This window comes from Bifidobacterium sp. ESL0682 (assembly GCF_029392815.1).
In the GTDB taxonomy this organism is placed as follows: Bacteria; Actinomycetota; Actinomycetes; order Actinomycetales; family Bifidobacteriaceae; genus Bifidobacterium.
The window spans coordinates 183,237-198,542 of the sequence record NZ_CP113942.1 but is presented as its reverse complement, the minus strand read 5'-3'; the positions used below and the strand labels follow the sequence as shown (position 1 = coordinate 198,542).

Genomic DNA, 15,306 nt, shown 5'->3' with positions numbered 1-15,306 from the left:
TGAATCATAAATTTGCGGTCATGGTTTCAGCGTGAGGCAAGATCAGTGCTGACCGCGCCTTGCCTCACATCCCGCGAAATTCAGTCGTTGATCTTACGACGAGCGAAAATCAGCGCGGCGGCGATCATGGCAAGCGCCACAACGACCAGCAGCATCAGGATGACGCCAGCGCCACCGGTGAGAGGCAGCTGGGAAATCGAGTTGATGTTGTTGACGACAACGGCTCCGGCCGAGGTCATGGCGACCGGGACCAGCGAAGCCGCGGTGCTGCCTGCAGCAACGGTGCCCTTAGCATCGATCAGGTTGTAGAGAGCATCCTTGGTGTTAGCGAAGGCGGAATCCGAAGGATTGGTGCCCTGGCCGACTTGAACCTCGGTCGACGGCAGGAACGTGCCCGAGAAGCCCGGAGCTGCTGCAGTTTCCTTGAGCGTGTAATGACCATCGGCGAGGCCATCAATCTGAAGCTGACCAGCGGAAACGGGGGTGTCCCCATCCTGAGCTGCAGCGCCGTCGTTCACGACGAGGTTGGCGGTCGCATTGGTATCAGACTGCAGAGCGGACTTCTTGTACATACCGTCACCGGTCTTGAGGAACTTGATCGGGGTGGCGTCGCCCTTCTTGAACAGCTGGAAAGTGGCTCCGGACAAACCGGCACCGTCGGCCTTCTTCTGGTTGATGACATTGAAGTGGCGGAAGTAAGCGTTGGCCGTGGAGGGGCTGTTGGCTCCATCCTGATCAGCGTTGTTGGTGACGCTGCCGTTGGGGCAGGTGCTGGTAGTAGGCACGCAGTTGATGACATTGCCGTTGGCGTCCGTCGTCGGGGCGTCGGTGGTCGGCTGCTTGTTGGAGTCATTGGAATACGCCAGGGTCACGCCGTTCTTCATCGGCTTGCCGCTTTCCGCGTTGTTGTTGATGCCGAGCGCATAGGTGACCACAATCGAATCCTGGTACTTCATAGAACGGACAGAAGAGGAGAAGTCGATCACGATATAAGTCGTGTTGCCATCAGCATCTTCAGCGTGCTTGACCGTGTAATCCGTAGCAGCGAGCGGAGTGCCGCCAACGGTGACCTTGAGTGAAGAAGGATCGTTAAACGTCAGGCCCTTACCGGGGTGATCGACCATCGTGAAGACATAGTGATCGAAGCCGGTGGTGAGCGGCACGGTGCTGGTCAGCTTATAGTGCAGCTTGCCGCCGATGGAGGTATCGCTGTTGTCAGCAGTGCTGTCGAGGGTCTTAGTCACTGAAGGAGTGTCGTTCTTCATGGAAATCGTGCCCAAAGCCATGCTGCCCAGCATGTTGTAGTTGGTACCGTCGTTGAGACTAATGCCAGTACCGACGAGCATAGGAATGGAGTTCTTCAGCGCTGCGCTGTCCGCAACGGTCTGCGCGGTGAGATCCTCGACCACATAGAGGCCGGGCTCAGAAACGTTAACGACAGCATTATAGTCGTCTCCGGTGGTCGCAGTCGCGTCATACGTGGTCTGGCCTGCGAACAACTGGCTGAACGTCTTGTCCGAAGCGTTGGCCGTCTGGCTCTTGGCGAGTTCGGTGACGAAATCACGCAGGGCGCCGTTCCAGCCATGCTTATCGGGAGCAACCGCGGTAGCGGTATTCGACGTGCCGTCCTCGCCAGTGCCGTAGCCGAGCCACTTGGAAGCGACTTCGCCAACAGGGTTACCCACATAGGCGGAATCTGCAGTGGTGGGCGTGATATTCCGATCGCCCTTGGCAGCAGCCAATGCTGCCGTCGCAGCTTCCTTGACCTGCGCATCGGTGGACACAGACACACCAGTCAGCACGCCAGCATGAGCACTGTCATAGGCAGCATTCTGGTAGTCGCCAACCTTCACGGCCGCGAACTTGTGCCCCTTCATGGTGTTCTTATCACCATTGATGGTGATAGTGGTGGCGCCAGCTTTACTCATATCGATTGAGGCATTAGCGGCGTTCGCGACTCCGAACGGCGCAAAGGCCAATAGCGTGGCCGCCGAGATGACAGCCGCCGCCAACGGGCGAAGCTTGTTGTTACTCATTGATGTAACCCTTTCCTAGATTTTGTTTTCTGATACAAATTTTTTATTGACGGGCAGGCACTGCGGGCCAGCACCCCAAAGTTTTGAGGAAGGCAGCCGGCTTACGCCAGCACGCACAGCAGAACCAGCCCACGAACATTACTTGTTATTGACGTGTGCACCCTTGTGAATCACACTCGACCGAATTCTCTTAGCCACGAGATATCCACCGATGGTGACCAGCACCACCAGCAAGGCGACTAAGAAAATCAGCGGTCGTTGACCGGTGAGCGGCAGATGAGACACCAATGGCGAACCAGTCAGTTTGCTTAGAGCAGGAGCCGACTCATTGCCTTTAGTTGCAACAGATCCGACATTATTAGTTTTTTCCAGCTTCTCAGCATGATCGACGGTGACGGCTTGTATATCGCCGGGGCGCATAGTCCCCGGAATCGCCATCTGCCAAGCGCCCGTACTATCGGTCGTAGCGGTACCGGTACTGCCATCAGGCCAGGTAACGCTAACCGTCAGGCCATTCATGGCCACACCGGTCAGAGTCTTCTTGACGCTACCCTTCACCAAGCCGGTGCCGCGATTAACGGAATCCACGGTCACAGCCGGAGCATACATATCAACAATCTGATTGGTTACCTGGCTCATCATGTCAGCCTGACGACCAGTCGGGTCCTTCAGCACTACGTAGACCGTGTACCACAGCCACACCGATCCATCCGTCTTGGTGTGATTGGCATCCGAGAAGACACTAGGGTTCACCGAGCAGGTCCATGTTCCCTGAACAGGTATCGAAGGATGCGTGGAATCCACAGCACCGTTATTACAGACCTGCCATTTCGCATCCGGTACCGTCAAAGATGAGCCAACCGTGCCGGAAGACGACGAAGAGGAAGACAGCTGACCTCCCGTTTGCGGAACCATGTACACCTGAATGGTGGCATCGCCACGAGAAGTATCGTAACCGCCCTTGATGGTTACCTTGGAGTCAGTCGGAAGTTTAGCAACCGTATTGGCCCCATCTTGCATACGAGCGGTATGAGGAACCTCGACCGAGGTGACTGTAGGAGCCTGATTCAGTTTCAGATTGAAATTCTCCCGAACGACGTTCGAGAAAATAGAACTGATGTCATAGCCCGTTGTCGTTTCGGTCTGCCAAGCATGGTAGCGAACATGATCCTGCTTTGCAGGATCGATTCTCGCGAGATCATACATTTCCCATTTGCCGTCACTGCCGACTGTGACCGTTCCGATTCGAGTACCTCTGGACTTGGTATTGTCTGGGTCGGCAGGACCACTGGCATCGGCAACATCCTTAATGGGTTTGGACGGATCCTCACGGAACAGCGTCACATCGTCACCCGGGATACCCGTTCCGGTGATGTGGCGCATATCGGGATCGGCATACGTCTCAGTCGGATTATCGATGGTCGGCGGAGCAGGACGATCGAGGCTGTACTTGGCAAATACGGTGTCAATGGTCGAGCCCTTGGCAAGGATGGCATTGGCTTCCTTATCCGGAGTGTCCATGGTAATGCCAAGCGGCTTGGAGGGATCGGCGTCATTGTAAAGCGGGTTGTTCGCGTCACGAATGGTCATTGACGAATTGCCCTTGGGAGGATCGGTTGCCAAGCAACCATCGAACGACTGAGGACCGTTGGCGTTCGTGGTGGTAGGTGTGGTGGTAATCGGCCACGTCACAAGCTTGAAATAGCCATCCAGCTCCGGCTGCAACTTCTTGGCCTTACCAAAGTCGATGCTGCCATCAGCATTCTGAGCGCTCTCCGGGCTACCTGCGTTGGGAACAATCAAGTTGCCTTTGTTAGTGGAGGTGGCACGATTGGTCGCGTTATACGCGCCCTTGGTGCCATCGTAGTAGCTGAGCGCTTGCTGTCCTTCAACCTTTTGCACGGTCGGCGTCAGCGAGGTAACCGGCTCCCACTTATGCCCGTCGAGCCCGAACCATTGATAATAGAACGACGTGTTCTGCGAACATGGGAACGGCATAGTTATAGGATTCCCAGCAGCATCTTTAGTGCCGTAAGTTCTGCCCTGCGCCCTGTTGTACCACTCCACAAAGAATGAATTTGCAGGGGCCACCATCGAACCGGTAAGCTGCATCGACGAATTAGAGGGGTTATTGAATCCGTAATCGGTAACCAGACCCCAGTTGGCCTGGCCTCCGCTCCACAAGCTCGACATGTTGTCCCAACCGACAAACGGGACAGGACCGTTGTTGCCTAGAGGAAGCTCACCATTAGCGGAATTGGTGCTGCTAATGAGCGAAACGGTGTCCACATCATTGGCATACATGTATGAAGGCTGCTCCGCTGCAATATTGGTCACATAATCAGGATTCGAGAAGTCTGCGTACTGATATTCGATCGCATTTCTAGTGCCTCGTCCAGGAGTGGATACCACATACACATACTGAGGCATGAACTTCACACCGCCGACATTGGAATTAGCCATGGTTTTTCCAACGCTGTAGGCGATGTCGCCTTCAAGGAAATAGTGACGAAGTCGTAGTCACCAGAGACCAGCACATTATGAATGGTGTAGTACTCATCCATATTCTTAGCCCATGTAGCAGCTGCCTGACGAGCATCTGAGTTCACCGATACACCGTCTCCACCATAGGTATTGATATAACGAGCAGCTCGTAAATCCCTCGTGTTCTTATCTGCGACGTCCGTGTTCTTACCATCGGCGTTGGTTCGAGAGAACACAATCTGCATACCACAATCGGTGCTCTTGCCCTGGAGGAAGCCTTTACCCAGATAATCGGATGCTCCGCCTAAGGCCACACATTGAGGATTCACCATTCCGTGAGGCATACGAACCACGAAATCCATACGAAGCTCATCGGCGACATTATTGCCCTGCATACGATTGCCGTCGCCCATGAATTGGTAAAGTTTAGGTTTGCAGTCCACTTTAAAATCCGCTGTTGCGGAACTCTGAGTGCATGCAGCAGGATAATCAGCCTGTGTCAAATCTTGCGAACCAGCCAGAGAAACACTTCTCGTTTTATTGGCCGCCGCCGACCCCTCTGCATCTGCAAGAACGAAGTTCGCGGGGAACCATCCCACTACCACCACGGCCAAAACCGCTAATGCACAGAGCAGTCTTTTCAGAATACTCTTACGTTCCAAAACTAACCCTTTCCCGAAACATGGCGATTTCCCAAATTCCCCGCATCGCCATCTCGCATGTTGTCGCATCCAAATCCGTCAATTCATGCAACACACAAGCGATTTAAAACAAACATTTTCTAGATGTTTCGCATGCTATCAAAACAAAAGGGTTTCGCGATTTTAAATAAATTTAGACAAATAATCGCCATCTATTTAAAAAGCGAGTTTTTGAAAAAATTGCGAATTTTCTCTCTGTAATCAATTTCACCCGCGATACTCAACTCTCAACCGTTCCAATTCTTGGGAAAAAACAACACACGTCAATCGATTTATTTACAGTTTTCTGTATTACTTTGCAATACGTTTTTTTGCGGTTTTGTGAGGGCGGTCACAGAATGAAGTTTAATATTTCTTTCACAATCTCTTCACATATCTAATTAGACACTTTTTTATTTAATATATAATAAGCCATAAAGAACCCTTGTCTCTACTGTTCAAACCATTGACAAATGATGCAATCTTGCCTTGTCTTCTACAATATTCATTTGATACTTCGAAAATTCCTGCCAGCTACCCGCCATCCTTAAAACCAGTAGAACATCAATCGTTTTTAGGGATGTCTGACAAATAATGAAATACATCTACAATTTCTCATTTTGCGTGAATTTTGAAGAGTTCAGACGCATACCCTCGCCCATGCTGCCGCAACCGATAAAATAGAACCGGACAAGAATGCACACCCAAGTACACAAAGTTGAGAACAACGAAAATCGGAAACCGGGATTTGACCGCAAACTCGGAGACTTGCGATAGAAAATAAATAGGAGACAGACAGAATATTATGGGCTTCATTCACTTCCTCATCGAACTGCTGAAAGACCCGCGCACCATCATCGCAGGCTGGATCTCGATGGGTGTGGCGCCGACGCTTGGCTTCATCTTCCTCATCGTTTTCATCGAGACCGGCGTGGTCTTCTTCCCGTTCCTACCTGGTGACTCGCTGCTCTTCGCAGCCGGCTTCTTCGCCGCGCCAGACGCAGTAACCGGCAAATCTGCACTGCCCCTAATCGCGCTGCTGCCAGTGGTGTGGCTCGCCCCCATCATCGGCGACCAATGCAACTACTTCATCGGTCATTTCTTCGGCCGCAAGATCATCGAAAGCGGCAAGGTCAAGGCCATGACCCCTGAACGCCTCGCCAAAACGGAAGCCATGATCGAGAAGTGGGGACCGCTTGCCGTCTTCCTTGGCCGTTTCTTCCCGTTCATCCGTACATTCATGCCGTTCATCTCTGGGCTTTCGGGTATGCGTTGGCGTCGCTTCACCCCGTTCTCTGCGCTCGGCGGCCTCACCTGGTCAACGCTGTTCACCCTGCTCGGCTACTTCTTCGGCGGCATTCCCATTGTCCAGAAGAATTTCGAACTGGTCATCGTCGCCATTCTCGTCATTTCACTTTTGCCCACCATCATCGGCCTTCTGAAGGCGAAGTTCGGCAAAAAGAAAGCGGAAGCCACCGTTGAAGAAGCTGCGGAAATCGAAGAGAGAGCGACCGAGGACTGAAACAAGCAGGTTTCACTGCCCCGCTTCATCCACTCCCTCAGCCTCCTGCCGTCTTTTCACGCTTCATCTATTCTCTTCGCATTGCATCGTTTTCTACCATTTGCATCAGTACTTCTCGCTTTTCGCTGATCCTATTCCGCCGTTTCCATACCCTTCGTCGACTTTCATCTCGCACACCTCAAACGTTCGAAATACATTTGTCTCAACGACTTCCCCAGTATGGCTCAGTTTTGCCTTACAATGTGAGTAACATCACGTTGACAAATTCAAATTGTCAATAAAACGCCACTCTTTTTTAATATTCAGCATCTATCGTTGTATGAAGAAGGCCATGAAAAATGGAGCGTTGAACGTCATTACCACACACAGCGGAACCATCCATGGCAACCACATCGTCGAGCAATCTCGAAAGATGAAGGCCAACTTGAAGGAGTCAAAGATGAAGGTAGTGATTTTCTCCACCTGCCTGGTCGACCTGATATTCCCTAACGTCGGGAAAGCCATGGTCGAGGTTCTAGAAAGGTTCGGCTGCGAGACTTACATGCCTATGCAGCAAATCTGCTGCGGACAGATTACGTTCAACAGCGGCTATGTCAAGGAATCCGCCAAGGTGATGCACAACGAGATCGATGCACTGATGAGCGTCGATGCCGATTACATCGTCGGACCTGCCGGTTCCTGCGTCAACATGCTGAAGGAACTGCAATTCCACCTGCCCAAGGGCGACGACGAGTACAAGGCCAAGGCCCATGCGATGGCCGAGAAGACCTACGAGTTCTCGCAGTTCGTCTACCGCGTGCTGGGCGTACTTGACGCAGGCGCGGAGCTCGACGCCGTGGCCACCTACCACCGTTCCTGCCACATGACCCGCTTGCTCGGCGAGCGCGAAAGCCCTTACATCCTTATGGACCATGTGAAAGGTCTCAAGGTCCAGGAGCTGCCGCACATCGAAAACTGCTGCGGCTTCGGTGGCATGTTCTCGATGAAGATGCCCGAGGTCTCGCAGGAAATGGTCAACGAGAAGGTCTCCGACGTTGAGAGCACCGGTGCACAGGTACTGATCTCCTGCGACCCCGGATGCCTGATGAACATCGGCGGACGTTTCAACCGGCTCGGCAAGAACATCACGATCCTGCACCTTGCGGAAGTACTCAACAGCAACGTCGACATGAGCCGCGTCAAATATGTCGATGCCGAGGAACGCAAGGCCATTGACCTAGAAGCTTTGCAACATTCCAACGCGCACGAGGAGGCCTTGGTATGAGCAACACCCAAATGGACGACACCATGTTCAAGCGCACCGGCAAGAAGACCGGTACGATGCTGCAATATGGCGATCCCAATTTCGTCAAGCGCGTCGAGGCGACCTCAAAAGACAAGTTCGCGCACAAGGCCATCTCCAACGCGCAGGACGCTCAGTGGGTCAAGCGCGAGACCGCCCGTGCGGAACTCGGCAACTGGGAAGGTTGGCGCGACCTTGGCGAACAGATTCGCCAGCATGCCATCCGCTATCTGCCCGATTATCTTGAGGAATTCGCCGACAACGTTGAAAAGCGCGGTGGGCATGTCTTCTTTGCCCAGACCGACGTCGAGGCACGTGATTTCATCACCGATCTCGTAAAGAAAAAGCAGGCACACAAGATCGTCAAGCCGAAGTCCATGGTCACTTCGGAAATCGGACTCGACAAGGCATTGCTGGGGCTCGACGACGTCAAGGTCACCGAAACCGATCTCGCCGAGTTCATCCTAGAGCTCGACAACTGGGACGAGCCTTCTCATTTGGTCTTCCCGGCGCTACACAAGAACCGTGACGAAGTGCAGAAGCTCTTCCAAAAAATCGGTTACAAGGGCGACAACGACCCGCAGCACGAGGCACGGTTCTCCCGCAAGGTGCTGCGCGAGCGGTTCCTTGAGGCCGACATGTCCATCACCGGCTGCAACTTCGCTGTGGCCGACCAAGGTATGGTCAACATCGTCACCAACGAAGGCAACGCCGATCTTTCCATGGCCATCGCGCCCACGCAGGTGGTCGTCATGGGTATGGAACGCATTGTGCCAACGCTGCGCGAAGCCGAGACGATGGACAACATGCTCGTCCGTTCCGCTGTCGGCTCCAAGCTCACCTCCTACTGCAGCTTCGTTTCGCCGAAGCTCCCCGATGAGTCCGACGGTCCAGAAGACTTCTACGTGGTCATCGTCGACAATGGGCGTTCCAACGCGCTTGGTACCGAGTTCGAGCCGATTCTGCAGTGCATCCGCTGCGCTTCCTGCCTGAACGTCTGCCCGATTTACCGCAACATCGGCGGCAAGGGCTACGGCTCCATCTATCCGGGGCCGATCGGCGCCGTGCTTTCCCCGGTGTTGCAAGGCGACTACGAGGACTTCCATGACCTGCCGTACGCCTGCTCCCTCTGCTCGGCCTGCACCGCAACCTGCCCGGTCAAGATTCCGCTGCACGAGCTGTTGCTGAAGCACCGTGAGGTCGAGATGAACGACAAGCACATGGGCGACATGATCGCCGACACCGTGATGAAGGTCGTGGGCATGGGCACCGGCCATTCCTCGCTCTTCCGCACCGCGCTTACCTTCGACCATGTTGCGATGAACACCATCGCCAAGAAGGGCGTCAAGGATCCATCGACTGGCAAGCGCACCCCGGATACCGCCAAGAACCTCAACGAAAACGGCAAACACGAGGAATGGATGCCATTCGTCTTCGGCGGCTGGACCAAGGTTCGCGATCTGCCGGAGCCTCCCGCCCATTCCAAGAACTTCCGTACGTGGTTCAACAAGCGCAAGACCGCTCAGTACAAGGCTGCCGGCAACGACGTGGAGTGGAACAAGGCACAGGCCGCAATTCTGGCCGAAAACCCGAACGCTCCCAAGTCGTTCGGAACGTATGACAACAGCGTTTCGGCGCGCAAGGTTGGCCGCGAGCAGACCGCGCCGCTGAGTGACGCGACCGTGCCGGAAGCACTCGGCTCGATAGAAGAGGCCGGCGTATTGGTCACCGACCATACTTCGCACGAGAATGCCGCGCGTCACAGCATCGCCGTGAATGACGCAGGCAAGCAATCGACCGAGCATTCGATTCCACGCAAGGCGCCTGTGCATTATGAGCCGACCAATGCCGCAGACCCGAGAAATGCCGGAACCACAGAGGCCTCCGCATCCTCATCTGCCGGCAATGCGGGCTCGATGCCCTCTGATAACGGGAAGAAGGACTGACCATCATGACCGATCGCGAAACATTCCTCAACTATCTCGCCGAGAAGAGCGGCCGCCCGCGTCACCAGCTCAAAGACCATCCGCTTGAGCCGGTCAACGACCTGCCGGAGAGCACACTTTCCGGGCATTCTCAGGACGAACTGCTCGAAATCGCACGCAAGAACGCCCCGGCCGTGCACGTCGATTTCCAGACCACGTCCAAGGCCGAACTGCCGGCAGTACTGAACGCGTTCATTGCAGCCAAGGCCATCCCGCCAGCCCAATCGGATGAATCCGCTGCATCTGGCGAAGGTGACGACGCCAATAAGGCCAACGATCCAAGTGGCGCCGTTACCTCGAGTTCAGATGCTTCTGCAACTTCGGGCTCTTCCGCAAAGGCTTCGTTGCTTTTGCCCACTGATGACGAGAACTACAAGGCATTCGGATTGGAATCCTGGCGCGACGGGCTCGACCCGAAGCCAGCATTCTGGACTCCAGGTGCAGGTCGCGATGCCAACATCCAAGCCGCAAACCATTCGGAAGCGGCCATCGGTTTCGCCGACTTCCTGTGCGCCGAATCTTGCACCATCACCGCGCCGACCACGCCGGGCCAAGGCCGTGCATTCCACTTCCTGCCGGTGCACTACCTGAGCATCATCCGCAAGTCCAAGATCGTGGCTCGCACCCGCCAGGCGATGGATTACTACGAGCCGCGCCTGAAGTCCGGAGAACTGAAGACCTCGAACCTCAACTTCATCACCGGCACCTCATCGACCGGCGATATCGAAATGGTTCTGGTCGTCGGCGTCCACGGCCCGCTCGACATGACCTATCTGGTGGTCGAAGATATGTGATTGATTTCAAACATGCTTTTCTAGCGGTCACATAGATTTATGCTGGAAAGGCATGTTTAGAAACTTTAAATGCGTTGTTACTAGCACCTATATCTCACTTAGTGCCGTATTAGTAACGACGCATTTTGCATTCTGAGTCTGTAACAACGGGAAAGCCTGGCCCAAGTATCTTCGAAAACGAAGGACGAATCAGATGCGTTCACAGCAACGCGCCAAATTGTGCTTGGGCTTGGGTTGTATTAGAATATGTAACGTTGTCTTGAGTGACAAACTTGAGACATGGGGCTGTAGCTCAGTTGGTAGAGCGCTTCGTTCGCATCGAAGAGGTCGTGGTTTCGATTACCATCAGCTCCACTTCTAGGCCGGAAACGTTGAGATTTCAATGATTCTGGTCTTTTTTTATACCCAAAAAGGGTGCAGAAAAGGTGCACTTCCGACGGGCGTATGTCCTATGAGAACGGCATGCCACCAGCTTCACTTTGTAGACTTTCAGATTTCCCAAAAGCCTTTTCATGCTTTAGAGCTGTGGCTTGTTTACTTCATCTGGCTCATTGCCGCCAAACGTTGCTCGGCATAGCGTTCCAACACTTCAGCGGTCAGGCCGTCGTAGCCGTTGATTGAAGCGAATTGTGGGCCGGCGGAAGTGTCAGTTTTGATGAAGCCGGTTTGAGCGATGGTGGTCGCGCCGGAAGCGGCGGCCGACTGGATGCCGGTCATCGAATCCTCGATGGCTACGCATCTTGCCATATCGCGGCAGAAATCAGCATGCTCTGAAATGCCGTCTATTTTATCGTCTGAGACTTTTTTATCTGACTTGCCGTCGCTGACTTGTTGACCGCTTTGGTTACCACTATTTTGACGGCTGGACTCGCTATCGCCGCTCTGCTGAGATGGCTCGCCGTCGCCAAGCTGCAGGCCAGGCCGACCGCTGCCTGAAACCGGCATACCATTGGCTACCGCGATTTCTTGCGGAACATTAATACCGATCACTTCCGCGGCGGCAAGATAGGGTGCGGGGTTCGGCTTCTTGGGCAGATCGTCATCACTACATACATAACCGACGAATGCGCCTTCGGGAGCCTGACGCACCAAGTTCTCAGCCATACGCCGAGGCGATGCCGTGACCAGAACCGATGGAATGCCAGCAGCAACCAGCGAGCGCAACACATCCTCCACACCGGGAATCCACGGCATGCGTTCCGCTTCCTTCTGCGCGACGCCCTCGATCATCAGTCGTCCGATTTCATCCACTGACAGCTGCGTGCCCTCGTCAATCATGCGCTGGGCAACCTGTGGCACGGGTTTACCGGAGCAGGTCCAACCAATGTCTTCGCTCCAGAAACCACCATGTTCACGAGCGATACCCATCTCGACCTCATGCCAGTAGGGCTCCGAGTCGATCAACGTGCCGTCCATATCCCACAGCACGGCCTTGAGCACTCGGTCATTGTTTATGTTGTCGTTTTGCTGCTGCAGCTGTGACGCCAAAGAGAATCCACCTCGCCATATCCGTTCATGCCAGCACACTTATGCAATCGTCATGACACATTCCGCCGACATTTTCCGTATTCCGTACATCTCTATCATGCCATAAGCACTCGCTTAAATCATGGCATCAATCACGAAATTAAAACCGTCAATCGGACTGCAAACTAATCAGTCGAAATAGTGGCCCCATACCACCAGCGAACGGGGATCGACGAACGGGTCGGCATGAGAATCAGCAGTAGGCTTCGCAGCATGGCGAGGCTTGTGCACACTTGACTGTTGCGAAGTGCCGTTGCCGCCTTCGTCCGATGCCTCAGAAACAGTGGAGGCATATGGATTGTCGGCATCATTGGCATAATACGGGCGGCCGGGAAGCTCACGGGTGTGAGCCTGTACTTCGTGACGCCAGCGGCGGGCCTGACGCGAGCGCTGAATCTCGGTGATGCCGCCATCCGAATCGGCCGCGAAAATGCTGGAACCACTCGGACGTTCGAGTCTTTTGACTTCGCGCCGCAGCTGGCGGTTCTCCTCCTGCAAGTCGAGGATACGCGAGATGCCGGCAAGATTGATGCCGTCTTCCTGGCTCATTTGCTGAGCCTGGGCAAGCTTGCGCACATCGCGCAGGGAATAGCGGCGAGCGCCGCCTTCCGTGCGTTGCGGAACGATGAGCCCTTGACGGTCGTATTGACGCAGGGTCTGGGGATGGATGTTGGCCAACTGCGCGGCACGACCGACGCTGAAGACCGGCAAATCGATGTCGAAACCTACGTCGTCGGCACCATCCAGATCCGCGCGTTGTTCGACCAGCGCGACAGCGCACAGTCCATACAGCGCCTGCACCTCACGAGAAATCCGAGCCATCACATCCACCTCCACTCGTCATTGTCGGTAACTTCATTCATAACGCATTGCACTGATGTCTTTATCCATCAACATCGTACGCAATGCCTATCGAGTCCAAAACTGCCGAATTGGTCTATCGGCAAACATTCCAGATGCTCACCAATAGACCAGCCACAACTTGCTATCGCCCCACGGGGATGCCTACCGGAATCGACCGGCAGGCATCCCCGTCAAATCGAAGCGCCGAAACTCACTCCGCTTCGACCATCGGCAGCCGCAGTCGCGCGAATCACTCGCGCTCTTTGGCCACCTCGTCGACGAACTCACCAGAGTTCTTGTCGAATTCCTTGGCATCGTGCTTCTGCGCCATGCTGGGCCTGCTCGGCACGCGAATCACCACGCGTCCGACCAAGTCACCATCACGGCCAGGAACACCCTTGCCGCTGACACGGACCTCGGTACCGCTCGATGTGCCAGCAGGCACACGGAACGTCACTTCGTTGCCGTCGAAGTCGAGCGCCTTGACGCGAGCACCGGAAACGGCCTCGCCGATGGTCACCGGAAGCGGCATCACGATGTTGTTGCCGTCGAGGCTGAACTTCGTGTCGTTCTTCACGCTGATCTGCAGATACATATCACCTGCGGACCCGCCGTTGGAGCCGAGCTTGCCCTTGCCGGGAAGCCGAATCTTCTGCCCGTCCTTGACACCGGCCGGGATGTGGGTCTTGAACTTGCGCCCGCCTGCCTTCAGCGAGACGGTCGCGCCCTTTACGGCCTGGCGGAACGTCAGCGTGATCTTCGAGTTGCGATCCTCGCCACGCACCGGTTCCTGCGGCTCGCGGTAGGTGCTCGACCCGCTGCCGTAACCGGCTCCGTAGGGCGAGCCAGCGCCCGCGCCCGCGTAGCCGCCAGCACCCTGGCCAGCCGCGTTGCCGAACATCGAGAAGATGTCGTTCAGGTTGGTCGGCCCGCCGCCGGAAGTCGAGAAGTGAACCCCGCCGGGGCCGCCTGCGCCGCCGCCGAACATCGAACCGAAGATGTCGGAGAAGTCAGAGGCGTCACCTCCGAACCCACCTTGCCCGGAGCCACCGGCGAACCTTGCACCACCGCCCGCGAACTGGCGAATCGCATCGTACTTGCGTCGCTGATCCTCGTTGCTGAGCACATCGTAGGCTTCCGAGATGTCCTTGAACTTCTCCTCGGCCTCTTTGGTCTTGTTGAGATCCGGATGATACTTACGCGCGAGCTTGCGGTAAGCCTTGGTAATCTCCGAGCTCGATGCGTCCTTGGAGACGCCGAGCACCTTGTAAAAATCTTTATCTAGCCATTCATTCTCAGCCATATCACTGCCCTCCTTTTCGGGCCATAAGCCGATACATTCCCTGCAACGACTCTACAAAACGATAAGTGCGACCCTCCGGCCACGCGGGGAATCGCACTCTACGTATCACGTCATTGCGGAAACCCGCTAGGCCTTCGGGGAAGCCACCACCACACGAGCGGCGCGAATTACCCGGTCGCCGATGCGATAGCCCGCCTCTACGACGGTGTCCACAGTCTCTTCGGTCGCTTCGGCATCCGGCTTGTGAAGTATCGCCTCGTGCTTGGTCGGATCGAAGGTCTCACCCTTCTCTCCGAACTTCTCCACGCCGAACTTCTCGAACGCCTTGTCAATCTTGTTGGCCACAGCGGCAAACGAATCGTTCAACTCATCGTGCTCGCGGATGCGGTCGATGTCGTCGAGCGCCGGGAGCAATGCAGTCAGCACATCGATGATGCCGTGCTGGCGGAAGGTCTCCTGCTCTTTCTTGGAGCGGTTGCGGAAGTTGACAAACTCGGCACGCTCACGCTGGAGCGCATCGAGGTAGTCCGCGGCTTCCTTCTTCGCCTGCCCAAGTGGCGTCAGCGTATTGTCGCCATCCTTGCCTGCGGCAGCATCGGCCTTGCCCGCGTCACCAGTTGCGTGAGCGGCAGCGGCGGAACCAGCAGCATTGGCTTGACTGTCACCAGTCTGACCAGCGGCCGCTTGCGCGGAACCGTCGTTCACATTCGTATTGTCGTTGTTGTTGGCAGCTGAAGCGGCAGCACTCTGTGGGTTCTGCTTCGCCTCGTCGTCGGCCTTGTTATTCGACTGTTCGGAGCTCATTGTTTCACCCGCCTTTTCGCCGGTTGCGCCGGCATTAGCCTGCTCA

The 15,306-nt window shown here is 55.2% G+C and carries 11 protein-coding genes and 1 tRNA gene; 5 read left to right on the top strand and 7 right to left on the bottom strand.

What is annotated here, in order from left to right:
• Positions 1-80: 80 nt before the first annotated feature.
• From OZX57_RS00750 to OZX57_RS00740, 3 genes are all read right to left on the bottom strand, one after another.
• Positions 81-2,036 (bottom strand): isopeptide-forming domain-containing fimbrial protein, encoded by a 1,956-nt coding sequence (locus OZX57_RS00750; RefSeq protein ID WP_277162315.1) that lies wholly within the window; start codon positions 2,034-2,036, stop codon positions 81-83.
• 138 nt (positions 2,037-2,174) lie between these two features.
• A complete protein-coding gene (locus OZX57_RS00745) occupies positions 2,175-4,499 on the bottom strand; it encodes a hypothetical protein (protein ID WP_277162314.1) in 2,325 nt (774 codons plus the stop codon).
• Entirely contained in the window at positions 4,472-5,182 is a 711-nt protein-coding gene (locus tag OZX57_RS00740; RefSeq protein ID WP_277162313.1) for a hypothetical protein, read from the bottom strand. The genes OZX57_RS00745 and OZX57_RS00740 overlap by 28 nt, the downstream gene beginning before the upstream one ends.
• Before the next feature lie 823 nt (positions 5,183-6,005).
• Between OZX57_RS00740 and OZX57_RS00735 the strand changes: the two genes are divergently transcribed.
• The 5 genes from OZX57_RS00735 to OZX57_RS00715 all read left to right on the top strand — a co-directional run bounded on the left by OZX57_RS00735 (position 6,006) and on the right by OZX57_RS00715 (position 11,137).
• Entirely contained in the window at positions 6,006-6,722 is a 717-nt protein-coding gene (locus OZX57_RS00735; protein WP_277162312.1) for a VTT domain-containing protein, read from the top strand.
• Between the two features lie 439 nt (positions 6,723-7,161).
• The gene (locus OZX57_RS00730; protein WP_277162311.1) at positions 7,162-7,986 is read left to right on the top strand and encodes a (Fe-S)-binding protein; all 825 of its coding nucleotides are present in this window, start codon (positions 7,162-7,164) and stop codon (positions 7,984-7,986) included.
• The gene (locus OZX57_RS00725) at positions 7,983-9,950 is read left to right on the top strand and encodes a LutB/LldF family L-lactate oxidation iron-sulfur protein (RefSeq protein ID WP_277162310.1); all 1,968 of its coding nucleotides are present in this window, start codon (positions 7,983-7,985) and stop codon (positions 9,948-9,950) included. Before OZX57_RS00730 ends, OZX57_RS00725 begins: the two co-directional genes overlap by 4 nt.
• A 5-nt stretch (positions 9,951-9,955) precedes the next feature.
• Positions 9,956-10,783, top strand: a complete 828-nt coding sequence (locus OZX57_RS00720) for a lactate utilization protein C (protein WP_277162309.1) — start codon at positions 9,956-9,958, stop codon at positions 10,781-10,783.
• 281 nt (positions 10,784-11,064) lie between these two features.
• Positions 11,065-11,137 (top strand) — tRNA-Ala (locus OZX57_RS00715).
• A gap of 180 nt (positions 11,138-11,317) precedes the next feature.
• On the opposite strand, the gene OZX57_RS00710 is transcribed toward OZX57_RS00715, so the two are convergent.
• From OZX57_RS00710 to grpE, 4 genes are all read right to left on the bottom strand, one after another.
• Positions 11,318-12,271 carry an HAD family phosphatase gene (locus OZX57_RS00710; protein ID WP_277162308.1) on the bottom strand — a complete coding sequence of 318 codons (954 nt, stop codon included), beginning with the start codon at positions 12,269-12,271 and terminating at the stop codon, positions 11,318-11,320.
• A 168-nt stretch (positions 12,272-12,439) separates the two neighbouring features.
• Positions 12,440-13,132, bottom strand: a complete 693-nt coding sequence (locus OZX57_RS00705; RefSeq protein WP_277162307.1) for a helix-turn-helix transcriptional regulator — start codon at positions 13,130-13,132, stop codon at positions 12,440-12,442.
• Between the two features lie 271 nt (positions 13,133-13,403).
• Positions 13,404-14,456, bottom strand: coding sequence for a DnaJ C-terminal domain-containing protein (locus OZX57_RS00700; protein WP_277162306.1), 1,053 nt, complete (start codon positions 14,454-14,456; stop codon positions 13,404-13,406).
• A 126-nt stretch (positions 14,457-14,582) separates the two neighbouring features.
• Positions 14,583-15,260: a nucleotide exchange factor GrpE gene (gene grpE / locus OZX57_RS00695; protein WP_277162881.1), complete on the bottom strand. Its 678-nt coding sequence runs from the start codon at positions 15,258-15,260 to the stop codon at positions 14,583-14,585.
• Positions 15,261-15,306 lie beyond the last annotated feature (46 nt).

Bases quoted from the DNA above. Each gene is read 5' to 3' on its own strand.
- OZX57_RS00750 (WP_277162315.1), bottom strand. From the start codon at position 2,036: ATGAGTAACAACAAGCTTCGCCCGTTGGCGGCGGCTGTCATCTCGGCG.
- OZX57_RS00745 (WP_277162314.1), bottom strand. From the start codon at position 4,499: ATGGCTAATTCCAATGTCGGCGGTGTGAAGTTCATGCCTCAGTATGTG.
- OZX57_RS00735 (WP_277162312.1), top strand. From the start codon at position 6,006: ATGGGCTTCATTCACTTCCTCATCGAACTGCTGAAAGACCCGCGCACC.
- OZX57_RS00730 (WP_277162311.1), top strand. From the start codon at position 7,162: ATGAAGGTAGTGATTTTCTCCACCTGCCTGGTCGACCTGATATTCCCT.
- OZX57_RS00725 (WP_277162310.1), top strand. From the start codon at position 7,983: ATGAGCAACACCCAAATGGACGACACCATGTTCAAGCGCACCGGCAAG.
- OZX57_RS00720 (WP_277162309.1), top strand. From the start codon at position 9,956: ATGACCGATCGCGAAACATTCCTCAACTATCTCGCCGAGAAGAGCGGC.
- OZX57_RS00705 (WP_277162307.1), bottom strand. From the start codon at position 13,132: ATGGCTCGGATTTCTCGTGAGGTGCAGGCGCTGTATGGACTGTGCGCT.
- OZX57_RS00700 (WP_277162306.1), bottom strand. From the start codon at position 14,456: ATGGCTGAGAATGAATGGCTAGATAAAGATTTTTACAAGGTGCTCGGC.
- grpE (WP_277162881.1), bottom strand. From the start codon at position 15,260: ATGAGCTCCGAACAGTCGAATAACAAGGCCGACGACGAGGCGAAGCAG.